This is a genomic window from Rouxiella chamberiensis, assembly GCF_026967475.1.
Lineage (GTDB): Bacteria > Pseudomonadota > Gammaproteobacteria > Enterobacterales > Enterobacteriaceae > Rouxiella > Rouxiella chamberiensis.
Map to the genome: position 1 here is coordinate 1,451,359 of NZ_CP114058.1, position 26,764 is coordinate 1,478,122.

At 52.4% G+C, this 26,764-nt stretch carries 17 protein-coding genes and 6 pseudogenes; 17 read left to right on the top strand and 6 right to left on the bottom strand.

The genetic code is table 11. From position 1 onward, the window contains the following. Positions 1 to 50: 50 nt before the first annotated feature. The 6 genes and pseudogenes from guaD to O1V66_RS06875 all read left to right on the top strand — a co-directional run bounded on the left by guaD (position 51) and on the right by O1V66_RS06875 (position 7,488). Positions 51 to 1,392 (top strand): annotated as a pseudogene (gene guaD, locus O1V66_RS06850) (guanine deaminase). Positions 1,393 to 1,473: 81 nt separating this feature from the next. Beyond that, the gene (locus tag O1V66_RS06855; protein ID WP_045047885.1) at positions 1,474 to 2,103 is read left to right on the top strand and encodes a TetR family transcriptional regulator C-terminal domain-containing protein; all 630 of its coding nucleotides are present in this window, start codon (positions 1,474 to 1,476) and stop codon (positions 2,101 to 2,103) included. Between the two features lie 124 nt (positions 2,104 to 2,227). Beyond that, on the top strand, positions 2,228 to 3,685 hold the full coding sequence (gene xdhA / locus O1V66_RS06860) for a xanthine dehydrogenase small subunit (protein WP_045047884.1): 1,458 nt from the start codon (positions 2,228 to 2,230) through the stop codon (positions 3,683 to 3,685). Beyond that, positions 3,678 to 6,089: a xanthine dehydrogenase molybdopterin binding subunit gene (xdhB, locus tag O1V66_RS06865; RefSeq protein WP_045047883.1), complete on the top strand. Its 2,412-nt coding sequence runs from the start codon at positions 3,678 to 3,680 to the stop codon at positions 6,087 to 6,089. The genes xdhA and xdhB overlap by 8 nt, the downstream gene beginning before the upstream one ends. 12 nt (positions 6,090 to 6,101) lie before the next feature. Beyond that, positions 6,102 to 6,875, top strand: a complete 774-nt coding sequence (gene xdhC / locus O1V66_RS06870) for a xanthine dehydrogenase accessory protein XdhC (protein WP_045047882.1) — start codon at positions 6,102 to 6,104, stop codon at positions 6,873 to 6,875. 57 nt (positions 6,876 to 6,932) lie between these two features. Further along, positions 6,933 to 7,488 (top strand): annotated as a pseudogene (locus O1V66_RS06875) (DNA-3-methyladenine glycosylase I). On the opposite strand, the gene O1V66_RS06880 reads toward O1V66_RS06875, so the two are convergent. Then, positions 7,442 to 8,449 carry a GlxA family transcriptional regulator gene (locus tag O1V66_RS06880; RefSeq protein ID WP_045047880.1) on the bottom strand — a complete coding sequence of 336 codons (1,008 nt, stop codon included), beginning with the start codon at positions 8,447 to 8,449 and terminating at the stop codon, positions 7,442 to 7,444. The pseudogene O1V66_RS06875 and the gene O1V66_RS06880 sit on opposite strands and share 47 nt — an antisense overlap. Before the next feature lie 123 nt (positions 8,450 to 8,572). Here O1V66_RS06880 and O1V66_RS06885 point away from each other — a divergent pair, with 123 nt between their 5' ends. Both O1V66_RS06885 and O1V66_RS06890 read left to right on the top strand, forming a co-directional pair. Continuing rightward, the gene (locus O1V66_RS06885) at positions 8,573 to 9,214 is read left to right on the top strand and encodes an HD domain-containing protein (protein ID WP_045047879.1); all 642 of its coding nucleotides are present in this window, start codon (positions 8,573 to 8,575) and stop codon (positions 9,212 to 9,214) included. Positions 9,215 to 9,379: 165 nt separating this feature from the next. Next, a pseudogene (locus O1V66_RS06890) lies at positions 9,380 to 10,469 on the top strand (oxidoreductase). A gap of 17 nt (positions 10,470 to 10,486) precedes the next feature. Here O1V66_RS06890 and O1V66_RS06895 read toward each other — a convergent pair. Continuing rightward, entirely contained in the window at positions 10,487 to 10,744 is a 258-nt protein-coding gene (locus O1V66_RS06895; RefSeq protein ID WP_241481417.1) for a hypothetical protein, read from the bottom strand. 242 nt (positions 10,745 to 10,986) lie between these two features. Here O1V66_RS06895 and O1V66_RS06900 point away from each other — a divergent pair, with 242 nt between their 5' ends. The 3 genes from O1V66_RS06900 (at position 10,987) to O1V66_RS06910 (ending at position 13,819) form a co-directional block, all read left to right on the top strand. Beyond that, positions 10,987 to 11,412 (top strand): DUF2231 domain-containing protein, encoded by a 426-nt coding sequence (locus O1V66_RS06900; RefSeq protein ID WP_045047876.1) that lies wholly within the window; start codon positions 10,987 to 10,989, stop codon positions 11,410 to 11,412. 12 nt (positions 11,413 to 11,424) lie between these two features. Next, positions 11,425 to 12,747, top strand: coding sequence for a PQQ-dependent sugar dehydrogenase (locus O1V66_RS06905; RefSeq protein WP_045047875.1), 1,323 nt, complete (start codon positions 11,425 to 11,427; stop codon positions 12,745 to 12,747). A 169-nt stretch (positions 12,748 to 12,916) separates the two neighbouring features. Then, positions 12,917 to 13,819 carry a VOC family protein gene (locus tag O1V66_RS06910; protein ID WP_269128223.1) on the top strand — a complete coding sequence of 301 codons (903 nt, stop codon included), beginning with the start codon at positions 12,917 to 12,919 and terminating at the stop codon, positions 13,817 to 13,819. Here the strand turns inward: O1V66_RS06910 and O1V66_RS06915 are convergent. Beyond that, positions 13,809 to 15,587 (bottom strand): sigma-54-dependent Fis family transcriptional regulator, encoded by a 1,779-nt coding sequence (locus O1V66_RS06915; RefSeq protein WP_045048212.1) that lies wholly within the window; start codon positions 15,585 to 15,587, stop codon positions 13,809 to 13,811. The genes O1V66_RS06910 and O1V66_RS06915 overlap by 11 nt on opposite strands. A gap of 283 nt (positions 15,588 to 15,870) precedes the next feature. Here O1V66_RS06915 and exaC point away from each other — a divergent pair, with 283 nt between their 5' ends. Next, positions 15,871 to 17,391 carry an acetaldehyde dehydrogenase ExaC gene (gene exaC / locus O1V66_RS06920; protein WP_045047874.1) on the top strand — a complete coding sequence of 507 codons (1,521 nt, stop codon included), beginning with the start codon at positions 15,871 to 15,873 and terminating at the stop codon, positions 17,389 to 17,391. A gap of 87 nt (positions 17,392 to 17,478) precedes the next feature. On the opposite strand, the gene O1V66_RS06925 is transcribed toward exaC, so the two are convergent. Next, on the bottom strand, positions 17,479 to 18,576 hold the full coding sequence (locus O1V66_RS06925; protein WP_152623620.1) for a YncE family protein: 1,098 nt from the start codon (positions 18,574 to 18,576) through the stop codon (positions 17,479 to 17,481). 401 nt (positions 18,577 to 18,977) lie between these two features. Then, positions 18,978 to 19,379 (bottom strand): (R)-mandelonitrile lyase, encoded by a 402-nt coding sequence (locus tag O1V66_RS06930; RefSeq protein WP_414058440.1) that lies wholly within the window; start codon positions 19,377 to 19,379, stop codon positions 18,978 to 18,980. 257 nt (positions 19,380 to 19,636) lie between these two features. Here O1V66_RS06930 and O1V66_RS06935 point away from each other — a divergent pair. Next, positions 19,637 to 20,623 (top strand): annotated as a pseudogene (locus tag O1V66_RS06935) (aldo/keto reductase); the annotation flags it as partial. Between the two features lie 42 nt (positions 20,624 to 20,665). Here O1V66_RS06935 and O1V66_RS06940 read toward each other — a convergent pair. Then, positions 20,666 to 21,449: pseudogene (locus O1V66_RS06940) on the bottom strand (DUF3750 domain-containing protein). A gap of 237 nt (positions 21,450 to 21,686) precedes the next feature. On the opposite strand from O1V66_RS06940, the gene O1V66_RS06945 reads away from it, so the two are divergent. The 4 genes and pseudogenes from O1V66_RS06945 to O1V66_RS06960 all read left to right on the top strand — a co-directional run bounded on the left by O1V66_RS06945 (position 21,687) and on the right by O1V66_RS06960 (position 26,702). After that, the gene (locus O1V66_RS06945) at positions 21,687 to 22,487 is read left to right on the top strand and encodes a MetQ/NlpA family ABC transporter substrate-binding protein (RefSeq protein WP_045047871.1); all 801 of its coding nucleotides are present in this window, start codon (positions 21,687 to 21,689) and stop codon (positions 22,485 to 22,487) included. A 142-nt stretch (positions 22,488 to 22,629) separates the two neighbouring features. After that, positions 22,630 to 23,373, top strand: a complete 744-nt coding sequence (locus O1V66_RS06950) for a glycosyltransferase (protein WP_072045082.1) — start codon at positions 22,630 to 22,632, stop codon at positions 23,371 to 23,373. A gap of 452 nt (positions 23,374 to 23,825) precedes the next feature. Further along, positions 23,826 to 25,212 (top strand): annotated as a pseudogene (locus O1V66_RS06955) (diaminobutyrate--2-oxoglutarate transaminase). A 17-nt stretch (positions 25,213 to 25,229) separates the two neighbouring features. After that, positions 25,230 to 26,702: a pyridoxal phosphate-dependent decarboxylase family protein gene (locus O1V66_RS06960; RefSeq protein WP_045047868.1), complete on the top strand. Its 1,473-nt coding sequence runs from the start codon at positions 25,230 to 25,232 to the stop codon at positions 26,700 to 26,702. Positions 26,703 to 26,764: the final 62 nt, after the last annotated feature.

Genomic DNA, 26,764 nt, shown 5'->3' on the forward strand with positions numbered 1-26,764 from the left:
CTCGATGAAACCGGTCAACCTGCATGACCGGCTATCGTAAAGGGAATCTCATGACCAGCAACACTTCTCCATTCACTATAACTCGCGCCCTTCGAGGCAACTTCTTCGATATTGGCGGCATAATCAAAACGCCCGCAGAGATCGAGGCCAATGCCCGTTATCTTGAAGACGGCATGATGTTTCTCGACGGCGGCAAGATTGTCTGGCTGGGCAGCCGGGAAGAGGGCGAAAAAACCCTTATGGAGCTGAGCTATCCGGTGCCGCTCGACGACTACCGCGACAAGCTGCTGGTGCCGGGTTTTATCGATACCCATATTCATTATCCGCAAACCGAAATGATCGGCGCGTTACGGCGAGCAGTTGCTGGAGTGGCTCAACAACTACACGTTTCCGACCGAGGCGCAGTATCACGACATCGATTACGCCAATAAAATGTCGAAATTCTTTGTCGATCAGCTGCTTAATAACGGCACTACCACGGCGCTGGTGTTTGGCACCGTGCATCCGCAGTCGGTGGATGCACTCTTTACCGTTGCCGCCGCCCTGAATATGCGCCTGATCGCCGGTAAAGTCATGATGGACCAGAATGCGCCGGATAGCGTGCTGGAAACCCCCGAAGAGAGTGAGCGCGACACCCGTACGCTTATCGACCGCTGGCACAATCACAAACGGTTGAGCTATGCACTCACACCGCGCTTCGTGCCTACTTCATCGCCGGAATTGCTGGCGAAAGTGCGTCAAATCAGGCAGGAGCATCCCGACATCTACCTGCAAACGCATTTGTGCGAAAACGTGGATGAAATTTCGTGGGTGAAGTCGCTGTATCCTGAACATCAGGGTTATCTGGATGTCTATCACGACTATGGCCTGACCGGCTCGCGCTGCGTGTTTGCCCACTGTATTCATCTGCATGACGCCGAATGGGATTGCCTGCACGACACGGATTCCAGTATCGCTTTTTGTCCGACGTCGAACCTGTTTCTCGGCAGCGGCCTGTTCGATATCAACACCTCGTGGCAGAAACAGGTGCGCCTCGGCATGGGCACCGACGTCGGGGCGGGCACGTCGTTCAGCATGCTGCAAACGCTGGGCGAAGCCTACAAGGTGGGGCAATTGCAGAAATATAGGCTTTCCGCCTTCGAGGCTTTCTACCACGCCACACTCGGCGGCGCGCGGGCTCTGCATCTTGATGACAAAATCGGTAATTTCGAGGCGGGTAAAGAGGCCGATATCGTGGTGCTGGACCCCAGCGCAACGGCATTGCAACAGCTTCGCACCGGAAACTGCAAAACGCTGGCCGAAAAACTCTTTGTATTGATGACGCTGGGGGACGACCGCAATATCTTCCGCACACTGGTCGACGGAAAAGTCGTTTATCAACGCCCCGACTAGAACCACTGTATAAATATCAGGGGTGCGCTAAATCGGCACCCTTGCCCTAAATTAAGGCAAATTCAGGATATAAACGCACCAATGATGAACACAGAAACAGCAAATAGCCGCGTTCGCGTCGCCCGCGAGAAGACCCTTGAAACTATTCACGCCGCCGCCATCGCCGAATTCAGTGAAAAAGGCTTTCAGGGCGCCACGACGCAAGCGATTGCGCAGCGGGCGGGCATGAAGAAAACCCAGCTGCATTATTACATCGCCGGAAAAGAGGAGCTGTATGAGGAGTTACTGCATAAGGTACTGAGCGTCTGGGCCGAGATTATTCAGTTTGACGACAGCCTGGTCGAACCCGAAGCCGTACTGCGCCGCTATATCCGCAACAAGCTGGAGTTCTCCTTTCAACAGCCTGAATTATCGCGAATTTTCACCAGCGAAGTGTTAAGCGGCGGTCATTATCTGCATAAATACTGGCCTGAGGCGATCGGCAATATTATCAGCAAGGAAACCCTGATAAATCAATGGATTGAACAAGGAAAACTTCGACCGTTGGATGCCCGGCTGTTTATCATGAATATCTGGGCAATCACCCAGTACTATGCCGATTTCGCTGTGCAGGTTAATCAGATGTATCGTGACATCAGTGAAGACACCGCCAACCGTGAACACATTATTGACGAGGTCACCACGCTTATCCTGCGCGGCTGTGCGGTATAAGTCAGTCTAGTTTCATTCATATTTGAGATGTTCTTGGCATCAATATTGCTACTTAAATTATAAATTTGACCAGTTGTACAAATCGATTGGTTTATTAAAAGCATTATTGTGAGCAGGAACTCTTATGATCCAATTTCTTTTGAATGACCGACTGCAACAGGAAACAGCACTGCCACCCGATACCACCGTGTTGCAGTATCTGCGCCGCAACGCGGGCCGCTGCGGCACCAAGGAAGGGTGTGCGTCCGGCGATTGCGGGGCCTGTACGGTGGTTCTCGCCGAGCCGCAGGGCGACACGCTGCGCTATACGCCCATCAATGCCTGTCTGACCTTTGTTTCTGCATTGCAGGGCAAACAGCTCATCACCGTCGAAGACCTCAAACATCAGGGACAACTGCATAGCGTTCAACAGGCGATGGTCGACAACCATGCCTCGCAGTGCGGCTTCTGTACGCCCGGTTTCGTGATGTCTGTCTTTGCCCTGCAAAAAAATCATTCGGCGGTAAAACGTGCCGCTCAACGTGAACAGGTTTTGCAGGCGCTCTCCGGAAACCTCTGTCGCTGCACCGGTTATCGTCCTATTGTGGAAGCTGCGCTTGCCGCCTGCGCCACGCCGGTTGTCGATCAGTTTGACCGCGCCGAACAGACTACGCTGCAACGACTCCAGGCCATCGCGCCCGTTGCAGGGCAATCCGAACGCTATGCCGATGACGGCAGCGTAATTCCGACCACGCTTGACGCACTGGCTACGGCGTATCAGGCCAATCCGGAAGCTAAACTGGTCGCTGGCGGTACCGACCTGGCGCTGGAGGTGACGCAGCGTCATCGGCGTCTCACTCAATTGATTGCCATGGGCGCGATCCCCGAGCTTAAAACCCTCGAGGTGACTGACGATACGATTATTCTGGGCGCAGCCGCTACCTTGAGTGACTGCCTGCCGCTGCTTGAACATGAATTCCCGGATTTCGGCGCCTTGCTTGAGCGTTTTGCCTCGCAGCAAATTCGCAATCAAGGCACCTTTGGCGGCAATATTGCCAACGCCTCGCCTATCGGCGACAGCGGCCCCGTGTTTCTGGCCCTAGGCGCTTCGCTGCGTCTACGCTGCGGGGATGTCGAGCGAATCTTGCCGCTGGCGCAGTTTTATCTGGGTTATCGACAAACGGCGTTGCAGCCCGGCGAATTTATCTCGCACATTCTGATTCCACGCATCGCGGCCAACCCGCACAGAACGCTGAAAATCTATAAGGTGTCGAAACGGCTCGACGATGACATCTCGGCCGTCTGCGGTGCTTTTAATCTGGAAATCATCGACGGCATCGTCACACAGGCGAGCCTGGCGTTCGGCGGTATGGCGGCGATCGCCCAGCGTGCCTACCACTGCGAGCAACTGTTGCTGGGTCAGCCGTGGCAATCCACCACGGTTGAACGGGCTTGTCTCGCTCTGGCGCAGGATTATCAGCCCATCAGCGATTTTCGTGCGAGCCGCGAATACCGTATGCAGGTGGCGAAAAATCTGCTGCGCCGTTGCCTGATTGAAACCACCTCGACCGATACCATGATGAGGGTGACCCAGTATGTCTAAATCCCCCGTAGTCCCTTCACAGGAAACGCTCGCAGACCTGTTCCGCGCCGGTTTGAACAGCGGCGTCGGCAAGAGCATGAAACATGAAAGCGCCGACAAGCACGTCAGCGGCGAGGCGGTCTATATCGACGATCGGCTCGAGTTTCCGAATCAGCTGCATCTGGTGCCGCGACTGAGTGAAGTCGCCCACGCCGAGATTGTGCGCATTGATATTGAACCCTGTTTCGCCATACCCGGTGTGGTGCGCGTCATCACCGCCGACGATGTGCCGGGCGAGCTGGACATTGCGCCGCTAACCCAGGGCGATCCGCTGCTGGCAAAGGATTGTATCGAGTATTACGGACAGGTGCTGCTGGTGGTTGCGGCAGACAGCGAGGCCGCGGCACGGGCGGCCGCTTCGGCGGCGGTTATCGAATACCGCGAACTGCCGGCGGTATTGAGCGTGAAGCAGGCACTGGAACAGGAATTCTGGGTCGAAGCGCCGCACGTCCACCAACGCGGTGACGCAGCCTCGGCGCTCGCGAGCGCGCCACATCGCCTGCAGGGCGAGCTGGAAATCGGCGGTCAGGAACACTTTTATCTCGAGACGCAAATCGCCTCGGTGATGCCCGGCGAAGACGGCGCAATGCTGGTGTATAGCTCTACGCAGCATCCAACGGAGGTGCAGAAATTGGTGGCCTCTGTGCTGGGTCTGCCAATGCATAAGGTCGTGGTCGATATGCGCCGTATGGGCGGCGGCTTCGGCGGAAAAGAGACGCAGGCGGCAGGCACGGCCTGTCTGGCGGCATTGGCGGCGCACCTTACCGGCAGACCGGTGAAAATGCGTCTGTCGCGTCAGGACGACATGATGATCACCGGAAAACGTCATCCGTTTTATATTCGTTATGACGTGGGATTCACGGACAACGGCCAGATCCACGGCATAGACATAAAATTGGCGGGTAACTGCGGATATTCGCTGGATCTGTCGGGGTCTATCATCGACCGCGCGATGTTCCATGCCGACAACGCCTATTATCTTGGCGACGCGATCATTACCGGTTATCGCTGCAAAACCCATATTGCCTCCAATACGGCGTATCGAGGATTCGGCGGCCCGCAAGGCATGGTTGCGATAGAACATATCATCGACCACATTGCCCGTGAACTGGGCCGCGACCCGCTTGAAGTGCGTAAAACCAACTATTACGGCAAGGAGGACCGCAACGTCACCCACTATTATCAGCTGGTTGAGCAAAATCTGTTGCAGGAGATGACGGCCGAGCTTGAGCTGAGTGCACAATACGCGGCGCGGCGCGAGGCGGTGACGCAGTTTAACCGGCACAGCCCGTATTTGAAGAAAGGATTGGCGCTGACCCCGGTGAAATTCGGCATCTCCTTTACCGCCAGCTTTCTGAATCAGGCGGGGGCGCTGGTCCTCGTCTACACCGATGGCAGCATTCAGCTGAATCACGGCGGCACCGAAATGGGTCAGGGGCTGAATACCAAGGTGGCGCAGGTCGTGGCCGAAGTCTTTCAGGTGCCGCTGTCGCAAATTCAGATAACCGCGACCGATACCGGTAAAGTGCCGAACACTTCGCCGACTGCCGCGTCCTCGGGGGCGGATCTGAACGGGAAGGCGGCGCAGAATGCCGCCGAGATAATCAAAGGTCGACTGGTCGAGATGTTGATGCGCAACTATGAAGCGCAGGAATCAGACATCGAATTCAGCAATGGTCAGGTGCGCGTCGCGGAGCAATATTTCACGTTCCAGCAGGTAGTGACGCAGGCGTGGCTGAATCAGGTTTCGCTGTCGAGCACGGGTTTCTACAAAACGCCCAAAATCTTCTACGACCGTTCCAGGGCAGCGGGCCATCCGTTCTATTATTTCTCTTACGGCGCGGCCTGTTCCGAGGTGTTGATAGACACATTGACCGGTGAGTATAAATTGCTGCGTGCCGATATACTGCATGACGTCGGTGACTCGCTGAATCCGGCTATCGATATCGGGCAGGTCGAAGGCGGCTTCGTGCAAGGCATGGGCTGGCTCACTTGTGAAGAGTTGGTGTGGAGTGGAAAAGGGCGTCTGGAAACCAGCGGTCCGGCCAGCTATAAAATACCGGCCATTGCCGATGTGCCGCAGGACCTGCGCGTCAAATTGGTTGAAAACCGCAAGAATCCCGAAGATACCGTGTTTCATTCCAAAGCCGTGGGCGAACCGCCCTTTATGCTCGGGATTTCTGTCTGGTGTGCGATTAAGGATGCCGTCGCGAGCGTAGGACATTATCAGCGTCATATTCAGCTGGACGCGCCTGCCACCCCCGAGCGCGTCTTGCTGGGTGTCATGCAGCTGCAGGAAAGCATGCAGCAAGGTGACAACGTCACGGAAAATGTCGGCTTGACCCCTGAAGTGGCAGGCAAATAGCGAGGAGGCGTGATGCGTACCGATGACTGGATAACTCAGCTCAATCAATTGCAGGAACGTAGAGAGTCTTGCGTCATGATAACGTTGGTCGAGCATCAGGGTTCAACGCCGAGAAACAGTGGCTGCAAGATGCTGGTCACCGCTGCCGGGCAATATTTTACTCTTGGCGGCGGGAACCTCGAATTTCAGGCAATAGCCATTGCACGTGAAATGCTCGAGCAACACCACGCACAAAGCCGTCTTGAGCGTTTTAATCTGGGGGCGCGGTTAGGCCAATGCTGCGGCGGTGTCGCTACCGTGCTGTTTGAGCCGCTATGTCAATCACAGCCGCAGGTGGTGGTTTATGGCGCAGGGCATGTGGGGCGGGCGCTGGTCGCCATTCTCGCCACATTGCCGTGTCGCATTACGTGGGTCGATGCTCGGGCCAGCGAATTTCCGGCCCATGTCGATCCCCAGATAACCTGTGTTATCGACGAAGAACCTGAAGCCACCGTGCAGCAGATGCCTGCCGACAGTTACTTTATTGTGCTGACCCATGACCATCAGCTGGATTTGGCACTCAGCGAGAAAATCCTCAGGCGCAACGATTTTCGCTATTTCGGGTTAATCGGTTCCGAAACCAAGCGTAAAAGATTCGATTACCGACTGGCGGGAAAAGGAATCAGTGAAGCCTGTTTGAGGAAAATGCGCTGTCCGGTGGGGTTGCCCGATGTCAAAGGCAAATTGCCCGCAGAAATTGCCGTCGCCATTGCCGGGGAGGTTATTGCAGCCTATCAACGCACCTGATATCGCTTTATTACGCTATGCTAACGGGATGTTTTGCCACAGTTTATGGAGCTTTCCGTGACCGATTTAGTCCGCTGCTGGGGGGATAACGACCCCCTTATGCAGCATTATCATGACCACGAATGGGGTGTTCCTGTTCATGACAGCCGCGCCCTATGGGAAAAACTGATGCTCGACGGTTTTCAGGCGGGGTTGTCGTGGCGCACCATCCTCAAGAAACGCGAGGCATTACGACAGGCGTTTCTGCGGATTCGACCCCGAAAAGGTCGCGCAATTTACCGACCAGGATGTCGAGCGTCTGTTGGCAAACGCCGAGATAATCCGTTCCCCGACCAAAATCAGGGCCGTTATCAATAATGCGCGCGCTTATCTGGCCATGCAGGCAAACGGCGAGGATTTTGCACAATGGATTTGGAATCAGGTCGACGGCAAACCCATACAGCATCTGGGTCCAGTTCCCACGCACAGCCCGCTGTCTGAAAAGATTGCCAAAGCGCTCAAAAAACGCGGGTTCAGTTTTGTCGGCCCCGTTATTGTCTATGCCTGGATGGAGGCGACCGGCATTATCAACACTCATCGTCCCGACTGTTTTCGCCGTCATCAGGTGTCTTGACATCCCCTTTGAAGCGTTGCCTGTACTGCGCAGGACTGACATTAAGCTGTCGAATAAAGGCTCGCCGCAAAATATCGATACTCCTGTAGCCGCACTGCGCGGCAATCTGCTTGGGTGAGAGCAAGGAAGACTCCAGCAGATGACGCGCATGATTTACCCGCGCCTGCTCGAGCCATTCACTCGGCGTCTGCGACATTTCATGGGTAAACAACCGCGTTAAATGCCGTGTGCTGACGCCCATATGATTCGCCATCGTTTGCACCGAGTGCGTATCCTGAAGGGTGCCGATAACCCAGCGCTGCACATCCTGCAACGCACTACGGCCGCCAATCGAGCTTTTTCCGGCGCGGCTAAACTGCATCTGTCCGCCGGGGCGTTTAAAGAACATCACCAGCTGCGCCGCGACGTTCAACGCTACCTCGCGGCCCATATCTTCCTCTACCATCCTCAACGCAAGATCAAGCCCTGACGTCACCCCCGCTGCCGTGCGCAAAGGGCCTTCGGCGATATAAATGGCGTCGGCATCGACCTGAATTCCGGGATACTTCTGGCTTAATGTCTCGGCAATCGACCAGTGCGTGGTAATGCGATGTCCTTCCAGCAAGCCCGTTTCGGCCAGCAACATGGCGCCGGTACAAACGGACCCATAACGCCGACTCATCATTGCCCGCTGTTTTATCGCGTCAAGTTCTGCACTGTCAGGCTTGAAACGCGATATATCGGGCGCACCGGCAATCAGAAAGGTGTCGGGCTTTTGCGAAGGCGTGTCGCAAAGCCGCGTTTCGGCCAGAAGGGAAATACCTGATGAGGTCACGACCTGCAAGTCATCAAGCGCAATAACCTCGAGTTGATAAATCTTGCGCCCCAACTGCTGATTAACCTCGGCAAACACATCCAGCGGGCCTGACACGTCCAGCAGTTGCACGCCCGGGATCGCCAGAATCTGCACGATTTTTAACATTTGCTCTTTCCTATGGCCGAGTACGTCGAGATGTCTTATATCGTCATATTACTACCATTGAAGACATTGTGTCTTGGCCTTATCGTGATTTCAGACCTTACTTCACTCAACGGGAAATAAATCATGACATTCACGATTAACGGAATTCGTATTCCTGACAGCACTATGGCGAAACAGGCAACGGAACTGGTGCGGGATACGGAATCGGAACTGCTGTTCAATCATTCGAGCCGCGTCTATTACTGGGCCGCAATGGCTGGTCAGCAACGCGGGCTGGTGGTAGAGAGCGAGCTGCTTTATATCGGCTGTATGTTCCACGACATGGGACTCACGCGAGATCATTGCAGTTGTGACAAACGTTTTGAAGTGGATGGCGCCAACGCCGCACGCGACTTTTTGCGTCAGCATCAAATCAGTCAGGCCGATATCGACAAAGTGTGGACTGCCATTGCGCTGCATACGACGCCGGGTATTCCCGAGTTTATGGATCCGGTCATTGCGCTTCTGACGGCGGGCGTTGAGATGGATGTGCTGGGCATCAACTATGAAGGGTATCGCGTGGAGGATCGCGAAAGGGTGCTCGGTGCGCATCCAAGAACGCCACATTTCAAAGAGGACATTATTAATGCCTTCTACGAGGGTATTAAAGATAAACCGCAAACAACCTTTGGTAATGTGAAGGCCGACGTGATTGCCGATAAGCAACCCGATTTCGACAAGGGCAATTTCTGCTCGATTATTCGCGGTTCGCACTGGCCGTCATAGATTCAACGGGCAAGACTCCTTCTGAAATTATGCGCAGGGCGGTTGTTAAGTACCGTTGCGGCCGCCCTCGAGAATATGCTTATGCAAAAACGTTATTATCCATCTGGACGGCTAGATGTAGGATTAACGCTGTCGATTAATAATGAATAAATAAAAGGTTCGAGCATGAGCGATACCCACATTCGCGTGGTGACTGGCCCCGCAAACTACTTTTCTTTCCCGGGTGCCATTGAACGTATCAGGGATTTCTATTCCGCCGAGCAACTGCAAAATGCGTTATGGATTTTCGGCGAGCGCGCACTCGCGGCGGCCAAAGATTTTCTGCCTGACGAATTTAGTCATCCCAAAGCCCGACATGCCTTGTTCAAGGCGCACTGTAGCGAGACGGAAGTGCAGCGGCTGGTGGACATGGGCGGCACCGATCGTCAGGTTGTGATCGGCATTGGTGGCGGGGCAGTGCTGGATACCGCGAAGGTCGTGGCACGCCGTCTTGGCCTGAATGTCATCGCCATTCCAACGATTGCCGCGACCTGCGCCGCGTGGACGCCGCTTTCCGTGTGGTATAGCGACGAAGGCACGGCGCTGCATTATGAAATCTTCGACGATGCCAATCATCTGGTGGTCGTCGAGCCACGCATCATTCAGCAGGCTCCCAAAGCCTATTTACTGGCAGGCATCGGCGATACGCTGGCGAAGTGGTACGAAGCCGTCGTCCTGTCACCCGAACCGACCGCCGTACCCTTGACCGCGCAGTTGGGCCTCAATACCGCGCTGACTATTCGTGACGTGCTGCTTAACGAAAGCGAAGCGGCGCTACAGGCTCAAGCAGAGGGGCAGTTGACCAAACCCCTGATCAATATCATTGATGCCATCATTGCGGGCGGCGGGCTGGTGGGCGGACTTGGCGAACCGCTATACCCGTATCGCCGCGGCGCATTCCGTGCATAACGGGCTGACGGCGCTGCCGCAAACCGAGGCTTTCCTGCATGGTACCAAGGTGGCCTACGGCATCCTGGTGCAAAACGCCTTGCTGAAACAGTTTGACGTGGTCGACCAGCTGATTGCGCTGTATCAGCGGCTGGACCTGCCGGTCAGTCTGGCGGCGCTGCAAGTGGATATCCACAACGACGAGCACATTCAACGTCTGATTGCGCGCACCTTGAAAGCCGGAGAATCTATTCACCTGCTGCCGAATAATCCAGACGACATCTCGTTACGCGCCGCATTGGAATATGTCGAGAAGCAGGTGCGATAAATCCTCAAAAGGGGGTCTTATCCGTGATGAGACTCCCGCCAATCTTTGACCATATCGCCTGTGACTTCTTTTTTATAACAAAGAGGCGAATATCCTCCCGCACGGCTCCATGCACTTCTTCCCCCGCAGTGACTGCCATTCCTTGCCTGATTAAAAGGACAGGCACAGGTACCGGGATAAGACGCAATCGACTCATCGATAATCGCCTGTTTCACCTCATCGTCCGAGGGAGAATGACCTTTGGCGAAGGTCGAGGGTGTCATAAAGCAGGGCATGAAAAGGGCAGTAATCAGTAAAGCGCGTGAACTCAAAGACATGAACAACCTCCTTAGGATTAATCCTAAGGAGTAATGCTTTTTAAGTAAAACGCAACGAGCAACGGGCCATCGCCGATTAAATATTCACTTTCTGTCACCTCCCGCCACATAAACCCATAAAATTAACTAAAATTTTACAAGTATCGTTTGGGCACTCGATGGCAGTGGCCATTTTTTTCCGTTTCATAAGGAGCTTGTGAATGACGTCCCTGAGATCTCCCAGAAATTCCTCTCTTGCCGTGGGCATTGTAGCGTTGCTTGATCCGCTGCCCATTGGTTTTTTTACCGCCGCCTGGATATTCGACATTATCTATATTTACAGCACCGAAATAGCCTGGACACAGGCCGCAAGCTGGCTGATTGTGCTGGGGCTGGTGATTGCCATTATTCCGCGCATCATCAATCTGGTGCAGGTGTGGGTAGGTACGTCATTTGCGCAAAATTCGCCGTATAAAGTCCATTTCTGGTTGAGCCTGCTGGCAATTATTCTTTCAATCTTCAATGCCTTTATTCATAGCCGCGATGCTTTTGCCGTCGTGCCGACCGGCGTGATTTTGTCCACTGTCGTGGTGGTTTTGCTGTTGATTGCCAATCTGCAACTCGCCTTGCGCGATCGCACTGCTTAAGGAGAAGCCGGGATGAAAAAATATTATGCAATCTCCGCATTGGCACTGACTCTGCCGCTGCTTCTGGCGGGTTGCGATAACGCCGCCAAGATTTCGCCCGAGAAACAAACGGGCAGCGACCCGCAACTGCCTGCCGCGCAAAACTTCCTGTTGCCGCCGATGCAGGTTCCAAGCGGCACGCCGTGGAAAAATGGTGAAACGCCTAAAGTGGCGGAAGGTCTGAAGATTGAGAAGGTCGCCGACGGCTTTATGCATCCGCGCCAACTGACTGTATTGCCGAATGGCGACATTCTGGTGGTCGAGGCCAACAGTCCGCCGGGCGTGACCAGTAAACCCAAGGAACTCATCATGGGCCTGGTGCAAAAAGCGTCCGGGAAAGGCGGCGCAGGCGGTAACCGCATTACCCTGTTGAGAAATGTCAGTGGTGACGGTAAAACCTGGGAGAAGCACATCTTCCTTGAAAACCTGCATTCCCCGTTTGGCGTGCAACTTATTGGTGACCAACTGTATGTCGCCAATGCCGACGGGTTGATGCGCTACCACTATCAATCCGGTGAGACCAAAATCACCGATCCGGGTACCGAGCTGGCCGACTTGCCGGGCGGTCCTATCAATCACCATTGGACCAAATCGCTCCTGGCCAGCCCCGATGGCAGCAAGCTGTACGTTGGCGTAGGGTCAAACAGTAACATTACGGAAAACGGGATTGGGGCAGAGTATCGTCGCGCCGATGTGCTGGAAGTCGACGTCGCGACAGGGGCTAGTCGCATATACGCCAGCGGTCTGCGCAATCCGACCGGTTTACAGTGGGAACCACAAAGCGGCAAGCTTTGGGCAATTGTGAATGAACGCGATGAAATTGGTGCCGACCTGGTGCCGGATTACATGACTTCAGTGCAGGAACACGGCTTCTATGGCTGGCCCTACAGCTACTTTGGTCAACATGTCGATGAACGTGTAAGACCACAGCGGCCAGATCTGGTTGAGAAAGCCATCAAGCCGGATTACGCCCTCAGCTCGCACGTCGCGCCGCTGGGACTGCTGTTTTATACCGGAAGCAATCTTCCTGCCGAGTATCGCGGCGGGGCATTTATCAGTGAACACGGAAGCTGGAACCGTAAGCCGCTCAATGGTTACCAGGTGGTCTATGTCGCGTTCCAGAACGGGAAACCGGTCGGACAGCCTAAACCTGTGGTCACTGGCTTCCTGACTGACGACCAGAAAGAGGTGCGTGGTTTACCTGTGGGTCTGGCGATGGACAAACAGGGCGGCTTGCTGATTGCCGATGACGCAGGTAATACCGTTTGGCGCGTTACTGCGGCCAACGGCCAGTAATAAACAAGAACCTCTACCGCGCGCGAAAATATCTTCGGCCGGTAGAGGTTATATAAATTTATTGCGCTTGTTGTTAGAAAATATGAAATATCATATTAAACGCGTTCCTATAGGATAAATAAGGTCGCAGTCGGGTAATCACCTTATTTATTCTACAAGGATCTGCAAAATGAAAAGTGAAAATCTCCGTCCCTCGCTGTTAGCTGTTTTTTCTGCCTTGCTGATGAGCTCACCTGTTATTTCGTGGGCTGATGACTCAAGCGTGGCCGTCGGCCCGCAATATGACACCACCCATGTTTATGTCCAGCCCGGAAAGATGGATGCCTTCGTCGCCAGTATTCTAAAAACATTCGGTGGAATAGTGACTAAGCGTGTCAGCGTTGATGTTACCCCGACACCGAGTCAGACCTTGTCACAGTTGATTCTGACGCCGGTGGGCGGCTTTTCGGTCTTCGATTTCGCAACACCTATCCCTTATCCCTTTGGAGCGGAGCGCAACGGATTTCTAGTCAAGGATATGGATGCCGCGATTGCGCAGGCTAAACAGGCCGGGGCTGATGTGCTGGTCGAGCCTTTTCCTGACCCGATTGGCCGCGACGCGGTAATTCAGTGGCCCGGCGGTATCAATACCCAACTTTATTGGCATACTGCCGCTCCGAAATATACGCCGCTCACCACCGTGCCGGAAAACAGGGTGTATATTTCCCGTTATCGCGTCGATGCTTTTATTAAAAGCTTCCTCATTTTCTCCAAGGGGCACGTCGTCAGCGATCGCGAAAATGAGGCGGCCTATCTATGCCAGACTGCAAAGGTGAGGGAGGTCGAACTGGATTCTACCTTTGGTAAAACGCAGATTTTTGTGACCGATGGGCATCTGCCTTATCCTTTCGGCCTTGAAAAAACGGGTTATGCCGTGAAAGACCTGCGCATTACGCTGGATAACGCGCTTTCATCGGGTGCGAAAATCCTTTGGCGCAGCAGCGCGGCCGAAGTACAACACTCGGCGATTGTGCAGTTCCGGGCGGATACATTGCGGAAATACATCAGGTTTAATTCCCGTTTTATCCTCTGACACGCGCAGCTCGGCGATAGAGCGTGCTGCGCGCAATCCCCAGTGCCTGCGCCGTTTTACTGATATTTCCCTTGAACCGCTTCAGTGTTTCGGCAATCAGTCGTTCATCATGTTGCTGCAATCCCGGTGCAGGCTCGGGAATGGGAGCACGATATTGCAGGGGAAGCTTATCTATTTCAATCTGCTCATTGTCATCGGCCAGCGCCAGCAAGACTTTTAGCAAGCTGCGTAGCTGTCGTACATTGCCCGGCCAACGGTGGGTAACGAGCGCATCAATGAGCAGGGGGCTTAACGTAATGTTGCGTTTTTGGCCGCCCAATTCCTGCCACTGCTGATTAATAAAGGTGGCGAGTGCCGGCCATTCGCGCAAGGGAGGAATACGGAGTGAAAACTCCTGAAGTCGATAGAGCAGATCTTCACGGAAGCGACCTTCGGCAACCAGTTGTTCGAGATTATGATGCGTTGCACTGATCACCGCAAAGTTGACTGGCCAACTTTGGCTGGACCCAAGGGGAGCCACTTCCTTTTCCTGCAAGACACGCAGCAAACGGGTTTGCAGCGCCAGGGGCATATCGCCTATCTCGTCAAGAAACAGCACGCCGCCATCCGCTTCGCGGATTTTGCCGATATAACCTTTCTTGCTGGCCCCGGTAAAGGCACCCGATTCATAGCCAAAGAGTTCGGATTCGATCAGGGATTCCGGAATGGCCGCACAGTTGATAGCCACAAACCGGCCTTTGCGCCAGCGACTTTGCCGGTGTAGAGCGCGACTCACATACTCTTTACCGCAGCCCGTTTCGCCATTGATGCCGAGTGAAATACCGGCATCAAGTAGCTTGCACATTTTCTCGGCCTCATTGCCCAGCGCAGCACACGCAGGAGAAGAGGGGGCAGATACGGCAAAGAGCGATTTTTTGGGGGCGCGTAATCGATAAAAGAGACACTGCTGTCGCCGCGTATAAAGCGGGTGCGGCACGGCATTTTCAACCTGTTCACTAAGCGGAAAGAGGTGCTGGAAGGTGGTCTGTCCAAACTGATCGGCGGTGATGTCGAGAAGTCGCATGGCGGCACGATTGGCCGACACCAGCATGTTATCGGCGAAAATCAACAGGAGTTCATCAATTTTATCCAGTCCATTGACCTGTGGATGCAGATTCATCACCCATTGATCGGGGTGTAAACTCTCTTTCATCCATAAATATTCAATCTGCTTGGCTGCGTGCTTAACCCAGGCAAAAGTGTCTGGATGAGGGAAATGGGCAGGACCAGATATATCCAGTACGCCCGCGATGTGTCCATCGGGCGACTGTAACGGCATGGCCGCGCAATAAAGCCCCTGATTACTATCAAGAAAATGTTGCTGACCTCGTATTTCGCAGCCGTCGTCAATGGCGAGTGCCGTACCGATAGCATTGGTGCCTCGGCCAGACTCGCTCCATAAATTTCCCGGTGCGAGGGCAAAGCGCTGGGCTTTTTGCAAAGCCTGCATATCCCCGCAGGTATTTAACACCATGCCTTCTGCATCGGAAAGAATCACAACCGACTGTTTATCGGCAATTTTCTCGGCAAGCATATTGACGGCGGGCTGGGCAAACTGCTGCAAGGCGGCATTACTTGCCAGTACGTCGGCCAGTTCGTTTTGACGAAGAGGGGAAAAATCACGGCTAAATCTGTCGAGTCCATAAAGCGCACTGCGTGACCAGGAGTCATTTAACAGTGGATTCAACGTCTCAAGTGGAACACCGGCCGCCCACAGCCTATCGCGCATAACAACCTCAGAAATGTAACCAAAGTGTTTCAATATTGTAGCGCCATAAAGAAGAAGGTGTTGCGATTTGCAACACAGATACGGAAAGTTGTGTCGCATTCTTTGGATAGATGTGTGAGTGTCGATTTATCTTTATGAATTTGCTGGTTATTTTCTAGATAGGCACTTATGCAGAGACTGGCACGACACATGCTATATAAAGAAGGGTGACGGTATCTGCCCGCGAAAAGAAGCAGAACGGTCGCCACTCTCTGCGAGTCTCACCCTACATAAGGAGTTTGCAATGCAATACGCACATCCCGGCAAACCAGGCGCTTTGTTCACCTTGAAAGCGACCTATGGTAACTATATTGATGGCAAATTCATCGAGCCGTTAAGCGGTCAGTATTTCATGAATACTTCACCCGTGGACGGCAGTGATATTGGCCAGTTCCCGCGTTCCGATGCGCGTGACATCGACGCCGCCCTGGACGCGGCACATCGCGTTGCCGAAGAGTGGGGAAAAACCAGCGTTCAGCAGCGCTCCAATCTGCTTTTGAAAGTCGCCGACACCATCGAGGCCAATCTGGAATATCTTGCCGTCGTCGAGAGTTGGGACAATGGTAAACCAATTCGTGAAACCCTGAATGCCGACCTGCCGCTTGCGGTTGACCACTTCCGTTATTTTGCGGGATGCCTACGCGCTCAGGAAGGCAGTGCAGCAGAAATTGATGAAAAAACGGTGGCTTATCACTTCCATGAACCGCTTGGCGTGGTCGGACAGATCATTCCCTGGAACTTCCCCTTGTTGATGGCTGCCTGGAAATTGGCACCCGCACTGGCCGCAGGGAACTGCGTGGTGTTGAAACCTGCCGAACAAACTCCGCTGGGCATCACCATGCTGATGGAACTGATCGGCGATATCTTCCCAGCAGGCGTGCTCAATGTCGTGCAAGGTTATGGCAAGGAAGCGGGTGAAGCTTTGGCAACCAGCAAGCGCATCGCCAAGATTGCGTTTACCGGCTCTACACCGGTAGGTCGTCACATCATGGCCTGCGCCGCCGAAAATATTATTCCGTGTACCGTTGAGCTTGGCGGTAAATCACCAAATATCTATTTCGCCGATGTGATGGAAGCCGAAGAAGATTTTATCGAGAAAGCTGTTGAAGGTTTGGTGCTCGGCTTCTTTAATCAGGGCGAAGTCTGTACCTGTCCGTCGCGTGCCCTGATCCATGAATCCATTTATGAACCTTTCATGGAGCGCGTCATGGCCAAGGTTGCCACGATTCATCGTGGCGATCCGCTGGATACCGACACCATGATTGGCGCACAGGCCTCTCGTCAGCAATTCGACAAGATAATGTCTTATATCGATATCGCGAAACAGGAAGGCGGCAAAATACTGGTTGGCGGCGAACGTGCGTCTGTGAAACCTGAACTTGATAATGGTTTCTATATTCAGCCAACGCTGATTAAAGGTGAGAACGAAATGCGCTGCTTCCAGGAAGAAATTTTTGGACCGGTTATTGGCGTGACCACTTTTAAAGATGAAGCCGAAGCGCTAAAAATTGCCAACCAGACGCAGTTTGGTCTGGGCGCTGGCGTTTGGACGCGTGATACCAATCTGGCTTATCGCATGGGCCGCAGCATCAAGGCAGGTCGAGTCTGGACCAATTGTTATCACGTCTATCCTGCGCACGCGGCGTTCGGCGGATACAAACAGTCAGGCGTCGGACGTGAAACTCATAAAATGGCCTTGAGTCAGTATCAGCAAATCAAAAATCTGCTGGTCAGCTACGACACCTCACCTTTAGGGCTGTTTTAATGATAAAAGAGCAGGGCGACGCTAACCCGTAGCCGCTGTACTGTAAGGCCACTCAAAGAGGCACCGAAAGGGGCCTCTTTTTTCTGCTTAGGACTCGTATTTAAACAACACGGAAGCATCGGCCCCTTTGTCGGTACTGATAGTCTTGACGGGTTTTCCTTGCGCGATGTCTATCCACGTTAATTTGTTATCTTCCGTTGATGTGATGACCCGGTCATCATTATCTGTGAGGGTTATTGCCGTCGGTGCGCCAGAAAGCGGGATTTCCTTGAGCGGTTTAAGTGAAGGATCAAAGACAAGCAGACTTTTGCGGGCGGAATTAGCCACGACAAGTTGGCCATTTTCAAGTGCCACAACGCGCACACTTTCTCCTTTAGTTTCAGCCTGATGCAGTAATTTCAGGGTGTTGGCATCATACGCTTTAATGGCATTTCCGTAGCGATTGATGATATAGAAACGGCTTTCGTCCGGGCTAAGACAGCATCCTTCGGGCCCCTTGCCATTGAACACTTTCTGCACGGCTTGGGTCGGATCTTCCGTGTTCACTGAAATGGCCATGCTGCTCAGGGTATCGGAAACCCAGGCACGTGTACCGGCTTTATTAAGGACAAAATAGTGGCTACGCACACCATGAACCGGGATGAGGGCATCAGGCTCGTCGTTTTCAACAGGATTATCGAAACGAATCAGAACCGAACTGGTTTCACTGAGTACAAACAGGCGGCCATGATTATCCATGCGAATTCCGTGAAGACGATAATATGGCGTCAGGTCGAGAGTGTTGACCACTTTATGTTGCTGTAAATCCACGACCGTAATCTGGTTACCGCCAACACCGGGTGCCAGCCATTTCTTGACGCCATACTGGGCGATGAAGGCATAGCGATTGTCGGGCGTGATTACCAGTTCGTGACTTTGTTCGGGCAGCGGGATTTGCGCCAGACTGTTGCCGTCGGCAAGGTTGTAAACGCCGAGACTGCAAATCTCTTTTTGCACCACGGCAATAGCGTTGGCCTGAGACAACGGCACGGCCGCGGGTTGAAGAAGCGCGGAACGCTGTGTGGATTCGAGCATTTGACGAGAACCTGTAGATGACGACTGTGCATAGGCGGCAGGGACAATGATTGAAGCGGCAGTCAACGATGACATTGCCAGAAAGTTTCGACGTGTAAAACGGTTAGCCATATTTCCCTCCATAATATTGGTGGCTCTTTAACTTTAGCAGTCAGGGAACAGATGGACAGAAATCGGCGTAAATCACCGATCCTGATTAACCCGAGAGCAAAGCCCAAAACCCTAGAATTGCCAGAGCGTTACGTCGGTGCGCATAATGTATATTATGTTAAATATGATATCAGGATCCGACTTCACGACATCAGGCCCCGGATACCTTGCTTTATCCAGGCTGACGACTCACCTTCCCTGTGCGCTGCTGACGTAAGACTTCATAACGAACATCGGCTCATGCTCTCTAGCGACTTTGTCTGGAAAAACTGAACACAAGTTTCTGTAGTCCAAAAACCTTCAAGTTATGAATTCTTGCACTGTCCGCAGCAATGGCGACTCATTGCTACGGACATGCCGAATTATTTAGAATATTGCGCGTCGGTGACTTTTTCCATCCACTCCACCGGACTGCCGTTCAGCGACTCGGCGATGGCAATATGTGTCATGCTATTTTCCGGCGTCGCGCCGTGCCAATGTTTAACGCCCTGTGGGATCCAGACGATGTCGCCCTGATTAATTTCGCGAATTTCGCTGCCCACTTCCTGTAACCAGCCTCGACCCTGCGTCACGATCAGCGTCTGACCCAATGGATGAGTATGCCAGGCCGTGCGAGCGCCAGGTTCGAATGTTACCGTTGCGCCGCCAATACGGGCATCTTCAGATCCACTGAATGGCGCATCGATACGCACTTTACCCGTGAAATAACTTTCTGGACCCACATTTGAAGGTTGTGAACCACTCTGAGTGATTTTGATGTTCATTTTTCTCTCCGTTTCGGCATAGGCAACCGAACCCAATATTGAAATAACAACGGCAGATGCAGCAATGAAGTTCATTCGGCAATGCTCCGTTTGCAAAGTGAAAGTCACCATACCCTACTTAACCGGTAGAGATTAGAGGCAAATCTGCGAAAGCACTAATGAGTAAAACTCATAAGTTCGACCTGAATTTGTATATAGTCGTCATGCAGTCAGTGCCTTTACATTGAAACTTCGATTGGATGTTAAGGAGCATTGAAATGCAAAAACGTAAACTCGGTCAATCCGGCCTTGAAGTTTCGGCGCTAGGATTAGGCTGTATGGGCCTGAGTCATGGCTACGGACCAGCAACTGACACAAAATCGGCGGTTGAATTACTCCGCGCCGCGTTTGAACGTGGAGTCACTTTCTTCGATACCGCCGAGGTTTATGGCCCTTACGTGAACGAAGATGTGGTGGGTGAAGCGCTAAAACCGATTCGTGATCAGGTCGTTATCGCAACCAAATTCGGTTTTACCTTTGGTGATGACAACAAGCAGCAAATTCTCAACAGTCGCCCGGAACATATCCGCGAAGCGGTTGAAGGTTCCTTGAAGCGTCTCAAAACAGACGTCATTGACCTGCTTTATCAGCATCGTGTCGACCCCGATGTTCCCATTGAAGACGTCGCCGGCACAGTTAAGCAATTGATTGCTGAAGGAAAAGTTAAGCATTTTGGCTTATCCGAAGCCGGTGCGCAAACGATCCGCCGCGCGCACGCCGTGCAACCGGTTACTGCGCTACAAAGTGAATATTCTTTGTGGTGGCGAGAACCCGAGCAGGAAATTCTTCCTTTACTCAAAGAGTTAGGCATAGGTTTCGTGCCTTTCAGCCCATTGGGGAAAGGTTTCCTGACAGGATCCATTGCCACGGGAACCACTTTCGGCGACGACGATTTCAGAAGTAAGGTGCCAAGATTTGCCGCCGCCGCCATTGAGGCTAATCAACAATTGGTCACCCTGCTCGGCAAAATCGCCAGCGATAAAGGGGTCACGTCGGCGCAGATTGCATTGGCATGGCTGCTTGCGCAGCATACGTCGATTGTGCCGATCCCGGGCACGACCAAGTTGCACCGCCTCGAAGAGAACATTGGTGCTGCCGATTTAGGGCTTAGCGATGAAGATTTAGGTGAAATTCAGGCTGCGCTCGACGCGATCAACGTCGTTGGCGATCGTTACCCGGCATCTCTGCAATCCCGCGTAGGACGTCGAGACGATATACGGCACCTTCACGGTGCCGTTTTTCCATTTTTAAATATCTTTAACCGCAACTCCTGATTGACGGTCAAATCCTACACGGCCGATAAACGGCAACCGCAATGCAGGATTTCTGAAATCAATGCCGAGATTGAGTCCCAACACATTGAATTCAAAGCCTTCCTGAGAACCGACGGTCAAGCCTAAAATCCCGAGCACCGAAACCTGAACGCCCTTTCCCGACGGCGGCAAACCAACCGGATGCGTGAGAGGTCGATAGTCTTTCCCGATGGCATTCGACGGCAAATCCAACGCCAACTCTGGCACGTCGCGACCAATATGCGCCATAAAGGTGTTGCTGTTCGGGCCTGGCCACGCGTGGTAGGTATGCGGGAACCGGATAGCTTTTAATCGCTGCTTCAATCTTGGGGATCATCGCTTCGGCAGCGGGTCCGCGGTGGTCGACCAAAATCTTCGGCTTAGAACCAAACCAGTATCCATCCGGAATAGCATAGTTCTGGCGCACCACATCATCCCTACCCCAACCGATCACGTCGTAACGAGTGTAGGAGGTTTCACCGGCTCGCTTGAATATTATCCATGGATGGACGGCAAACAACCCTCGCCAGCCATAGGTCGGTGCCGTATAGATTTCCACAATCGCCGTATCACGAAACTTGGCAGGATCGGGGGCAAGCGAGGCAGAATCACGACGCGTTGTCGACCAGTTATGACTTATGGGTTCATCCTTTGTTTGAGAAGCTTTGGCATAACTGTAGCCAAAGGACAGCAATAAAATACATAGATAACCAAGGCCGAACCATTTTAGGTAAGTCATAGATTTTTCACATATTCCAGGAAGTGTCTTTAAACCCTAGAGCATAAAAACGGGGGTCGCAAGTTGGCCGATTTTCCATAAAGTCCGCTTATGGCATAAAGATTGTCTGAACGCTTCAAAGTCATTCAAGATGAACATATTTCACTACATATCAATGGATAAGCCAGTGCGAGTCTCTGTATAGTAATATCGCTGCACATTGTATAAATATGTTTCAAATATAAGAGATTCGTATTCATGAAGAAATTACTGTTATCCGCGTTGATTGCCACCTCTGTTGTCATGCTGTCTGCCTGTAAACAAGCCGACGATAATAAAGTCAAAGTCGCTATCAACACTGGTCCCGATCAGGCTATCTGGCAGGAAGTACAAAAAATTGCCAAGGATAAATATAATCTGGACGTTGATGTCGTCTCTTTCAATGATTATGTGCTGCCCAATGAATCGTTGAACAGTAAAGATGTCGATGCCAATGCCTTCCAGAGTTTGCCTTATCTCGAGGCACAGTCAAAAGAGCGCGGGTATCACTTTGCCATTCTGACCAAGACCTTCATCTTCCCTATCGCCGCCTATTCCAAGAAGATCAAAAATGTAAAAGACTTGCCGGAAGGCGCGACGGTGACAATCTCAAACGAGGCGACCACTCTTGGCCGCAGCCTGTTACTGCTTCAGGCTCAGGGACTTATTAAACTGAAAGACGGCGTCGGCTATTTGCCGACGACCCTTGATGTCATTGAAAATCCTAAAAAACTTAAGCTGGTTCAGGTTGATACCCCGCAACTGACCCGCACGCTGGATGACCCGGACGTTGTATTGTCTATCATCAATACCAACTTCTCTTCGCAGGTTGGCCTGTCTGCCGTACGCGATGGTCTGTTTATGGAAGGTGCCGCCTCGCCTTACGTAAATGCGCTGGTTGCTCGCGAAGACAATAAAGACAGCAAGAAACTTCAGGAACTCAAAGAAGCATTCCAGAATCCTGCCGTCGCAGCCAAAGCCAAGGAAGTCTATAAGGGCGACGCCATTCCAGCCTGGTAAAAAATATTATCCGGCAGTAAAACACTGCCGGATAAGCAAAAACTACTATAAATCTCATAGTCACCTTTTTATTTTGCGTGCTACCATCAAATACTTCAGTAAGTTTTCTTACACCCAATGCAAATGACGAACGAGACTATAAATGAGAACATCCTTTGTTATATTGACATGGAATCGAGGGGCGATGCTTCCTGTCTGTCTTGAAGCGTTGTACGGTTCAATCAAAGACAAGCAGCAATCGGAGATCATTATCTTCAATAATGCTTCGACGGATAATACTCCGAGCATACTCGCCGCCTTCAAGGAAAAGTACCAGGACAGCATCTCGATCAGAGTCGTTAATAATGCTAAAAACCTCGGCCTTAATGCTTACAAGCAGCTGATGCCGATGGCCAAGGGCGATTACATCATTGAAGTGGATGATGATGTGCTTGAATTCCCGGACGCTGTCGACGATGTCTTTGTCAAGTATCTCAATACCTTTAAAAAATTCGGTTTCCTGTGCCTTGATGTAGTCAAGAACGAGCATACCAATGGTGCCAAGCCGCCTGAAGATCAATACGTTGATGTTTCGGTTGATGGATTGACCGTGCAAATTGGCCCAACCGGTGGTTGGTGCGCGGGTTTTCGTCGAAAAGACTACCGCATTATTTCCATCATCTTTGAAAAATTCACCAAGTTGGGTTTCAACAATGGTGAAGATGCTGTTATCTCACGCTATTTCAGGCGTTTAGGCAAAAAATCGGGCGTCATCAAGGGAATCAAATGCTTCCATGCTGTTGGCCCTTACTATGCCAAGCAATACGGTTCTCTGGACCGCGATATCGAGAAATATGAAACAGCAGGCATTACCTACCTGTCAGATGAGTACAAAAACCATCGCTAAGTTTCTGCCGCCAGTTAGCGCTGGCGGTATTTCCCCTCCATAATCCCCTATTTTCTGCTGTTTTCCGCCTATAACACTCTGTTAACACCCTGATAGTGCAGGAATTGTGCATTTAAACTCGCGTCGTTAATAAAAATTTACCCTTTGATGAAGAAATAACCCATAATATAGCTCGTTTTTTGAACTAAACTGATCGCGCTACGTGAAATCTGAGAAACTTTCGCTCCTCTTACCGCGTAAAATTTACGTAGAGTAACTCAATTTGAGTTAATGCCCATTTAATCAACTACCTATTGATTACCAATGGAAAAGCGTAAACATCTATACACAAAATTTTTGATTGAGTCATGGCTTAAAAAGCCCTATATTGGCCGCGCTTTAACGGCTGTACTTACTTTTTTATTCATTTATTCAACCGTGATGTTTGTGAGAACCTCGGTTGTAGGAGAGATATGATGACGGATAAAGTCCGTATTGATACTTTAGGTGCTAATTCATTAAACCAAAACAATGAAACCTATTTGGCGCGACAGGCTGAATTTGAATCGAATGTTAGGAGTTATCCACGCAAGTTGCCTTTCGCTATCGCAAAAGCCCTGGGCGTGTGGATCACCGACGTTGAGAATAATCAATATCTTGACTGTTTGGCCGGTGCGGGAACGCTGGCACTGGGACATAATCACCCTGACATACTGCAAAGCATCCAAAATGTCATTACTAGCGGCTTGCCGTTACATACGCTTGATCTGACAACACCGTTGAAAGATAAGTTCTCTGACTACCTGCTGTCCATTCTGCCGGGTCAGGGAAAAGACTATTGCCTGCAATTCACCGGTCCTTCCGGTGCGGATGCCGTTGAAGCGGCACTGAAGCTGGCCAAGAAATACACTGGCCGTACCAGCGTAATCAGCTTCTCCGGCGGTTACCACGGTATGACCCACGGTGCACTGGCAGTAACAGGTAACCTGTCTCCGAAAGAAGCCGTCAACGGCATGATGCCGGAAGTGCAGTTCATGCCTTACCCGCACCAATACCGCTGCCCGCTGGGCATTGGCGGTGACGCTGGCGTGAAGGCACTGACCTACTATTTCGAAAACCTGATCAACGATGTCGAGAGCGGCGTGCGCAAACCTGCTGCCGTTATTCTTGAAGCGGTTCAGGGCGAAGGCGGCGTGAACCCGGCTCCGGTCGAGTGGTTGCAACGCATTCGTAAAGTGACTCAGGAACATGGCATTCTGCTGATCATCGACGAAGTTCAGGCTGGTTTTGGTCGTACCGGCAAGCTGTTCGCCTTCGAACATGCCGGCATCGAGCCAGATATCATCGTGATGTCGAAAGCTGTCGGCGGCGGCTTGCCGTTAGCCGGTTCTGGGTATCAAGAAGCAGTTTGATGCGTGGGAACCAGGTCACCACACCGGTACCTTCCGTGGTAACCAGTTGGCGATGGCGACCGGTCTGACCACCCTGCAACACCTGAAAGACAACAACATTCCAGAGAAAGTGGCTGCTCAGGGTGAATGGCTGAAAGGCAAGCTGGGCGAACTGCAAAAACGCTATCCTGTTCTGGGTAACGTGCGCGGTATGGGCCTGATGCTCGGTATCGAAATTGTTAAACCGAATGAAGCTCCTGATCATATGGGTTCCTACCCTGCTGACGGCGCGCTTTCTGCTCTGTTGCAGAAAAAATGTTTCGAAAACGGGCTGATTCTGGAGCGCGGTGGCCGTCATGGTTGCGTGCTGCGTCTGCTGCCATCCCTGTTGATTACCAATGCTGAATTGGAAATCTTCCTGGATAAATTCGAAAACGCCCTGCTGTGTGCTGGCATTAAACCTGTCTGAGTGAAGTGAGTTTCGTGATGTCCAAGATAAACCCGATCCTGGCCGCCTCTGCGCAAAGTACCGAGGCCTACAAGCAAGCCATTGCGCAAAGTAGCCAGGCCGTCGTGCAGTGGCTGCAACAACCCGAGATGTATCAGGGTAAATCCGTTGCCGAACTGCGTGAACGCATCACGCTGGATTTCAATCCTCAAGGCCTGGGCAACCAGGCTGCGATTGAGCGTGCGATTGAATACTTTTTGAAAGACAGCCTGTCGGTTCACCACCCTCAGTGTGTCGCGCATTTGCACTGCCCAAGTCTGGTTGTCAGCCAGGCCGCAGAAGTGCTGATCAACGCCACTAACCAGAGTATGGACTCCTGGGACCAAAGCCCGTCGGCGACCATCATCGAGATGAAGCTTATTGAATGGCTGCGTACTCAGGTCGGTTACCAGCCTGGCGACGCCGGTGTGTTTACCAGCGGTGGCACCCAGAGCAACCTGATGGGACTGATGCTGGCTCGCGACGCGTTCTTCGCGCGTCAGGGTCACTCTATCCAGCAGGATGGACTGATCGGTAACCTTAGAAAAATCAAGGTATTGTGTTCCGAACATGCACACTTCTCCGTGCAGAAGAACATGGCTTTGCTGGGTCTGGGTTATCAGTCCGTGACACTGGTCAAAACCGACGAGTTCTCGCGCATGGATCTCAACGATCTGGCCGAGAAAGTCGCGCAGGCACAAGCCAACGGCGAGCAGATTCTGGCTATCGTGGCAACCGCCGGGACCACCGATGCCGGTGCTATCGACCCACTTCGCGCCATTGCGGAGCTGGCAGCGAAGCACGATATCTGGATGCACGTCGATGCAGCCTGGGGCGGCGCCCTCTTGCTGTCCGAGAAGTATCGCGATTATCTGGACGGGATCGAACTGGTTGACTCCATTACTCTGGACTTCCATAAGCAGTTCTTCCAGACCATCAGCTGCGGCGCGTTCCTGCTGAAGGAAGCGCGTCACTATGAACTGATGCGCTATCAGGCGGCTTACCTGAACTCCGAGTTTGACGAAGCTCAGGGCGTGCCTAACCTGGTTTCCAAGTCTCTGCAAACCACCCGTCGTTTCGATGCGTTGAAATTGTGGATGGGTCTGGAAGCGCTGGGTCAGAAGCAGTATGCCGAAATCATCGACCACGGTGTGACGCTGGCGCAGGAAGTGGCGCAATACGTGACTGAACAGCCGACACTCGAGCTGGTCATGAAGCCTCAGCTGGCAAGCGTGCTGTTCCGCTATCGTCCTGAAGCACTGGCAGCAGACGGCGACGCAGCTATCGCCCTGTTCAACCAGCGCATCGGCGATGCCTTGCTGGATTCCGGCCGCGCCAACGTGGGTGTAACCGAGCATAACGGCGTGACTTGTCTGAAGCTGACCCTGCTGAACCCAACGGTGACGCTGGAAGACATTCAGGTTCTGCTGGCACTGGTTGATACTACCGCGAAACAACTGCTGACGGCCTAATCCGTACAAGCTGTCATCTCATAAGCCGATAACATCGCGTTATCGGCTTTTTTATTGGCTTA

Coding starts and splice junctions, on each gene's coding strand:
- O1V66_RS06855 (WP_045047885.1), top strand. CDS start 1,474: ATGATGAACACAGAAACAGCAAATAGCCGCGTTCGCGTCGCCCGCGAG.
- xdhA (WP_045047884.1), top strand. CDS start 2,228: ATGATCCAATTTCTTTTGAATGACCGACTGCAACAGGAAACAGCACTG.
- xdhB (WP_045047883.1), top strand. CDS start 3,678: ATGTCTAAATCCCCCGTAGTCCCTTCACAGGAAACGCTCGCAGACCTG.
- xdhC (WP_045047882.1), top strand. CDS start 6,102: ATGCGTACCGATGACTGGATAACTCAGCTCAATCAATTGCAGGAACGT.
- O1V66_RS06880 (WP_045047880.1), bottom strand. CDS start 8,449: ATGTTAAAAATCGTGCAGATTCTGGCGATCCCGGGCGTGCAACTGCTG.
- O1V66_RS06885 (WP_045047879.1), top strand. CDS start 8,573: ATGACATTCACGATTAACGGAATTCGTATTCCTGACAGCACTATGGCG.
- O1V66_RS06895 (WP_241481417.1), bottom strand. CDS start 10,744: ATGCCCTGCTTTATGACACCCTCGACCTTCGCCAAAGGTCATTCTCCC.
- O1V66_RS06900 (WP_045047876.1), top strand. CDS start 10,987: ATGACGTCCCTGAGATCTCCCAGAAATTCCTCTCTTGCCGTGGGCATT.
- O1V66_RS06905 (WP_045047875.1), top strand. CDS start 11,425: ATGAAAAAATATTATGCAATCTCCGCATTGGCACTGACTCTGCCGCTG.
- O1V66_RS06910 (WP_269128223.1), top strand. CDS start 12,917: ATGAAAAGTGAAAATCTCCGTCCCTCGCTGTTAGCTGTTTTTTCTGCC.
- O1V66_RS06915 (WP_045048212.1), bottom strand. CDS start 15,587: ATGCGCGATAGGCTGTGGGCGGCCGGTGTTCCACTTGAGACGTTGAAT.
- exaC (WP_045047874.1), top strand. CDS start 15,871: ATGCAATACGCACATCCCGGCAAACCAGGCGCTTTGTTCACCTTGAAA.
- O1V66_RS06925 (WP_152623620.1), bottom strand. CDS start 18,576: ATGGCTAACCGTTTTACACGTCGAAACTTTCTGGCAATGTCATCGTTG.
- O1V66_RS06930 (WP_414058440.1), bottom strand. CDS start 19,379: ATGAACATCAAAATCACTCAGAGTGGTTCACAACCTTCAAATGTGGGT.
- O1V66_RS06945 (WP_045047871.1), top strand. CDS start 21,687: ATGAAGAAATTACTGTTATCCGCGTTGATTGCCACCTCTGTTGTCATG.
- O1V66_RS06950 (WP_072045082.1), top strand. CDS start 22,630: ATGAGAACATCCTTTGTTATATTGACATGGAATCGAGGGGCGATGCTT.
- O1V66_RS06960 (WP_045047868.1), top strand. CDS start 25,230: ATGTCCAAGATAAACCCGATCCTGGCCGCCTCTGCGCAAAGTACCGAG.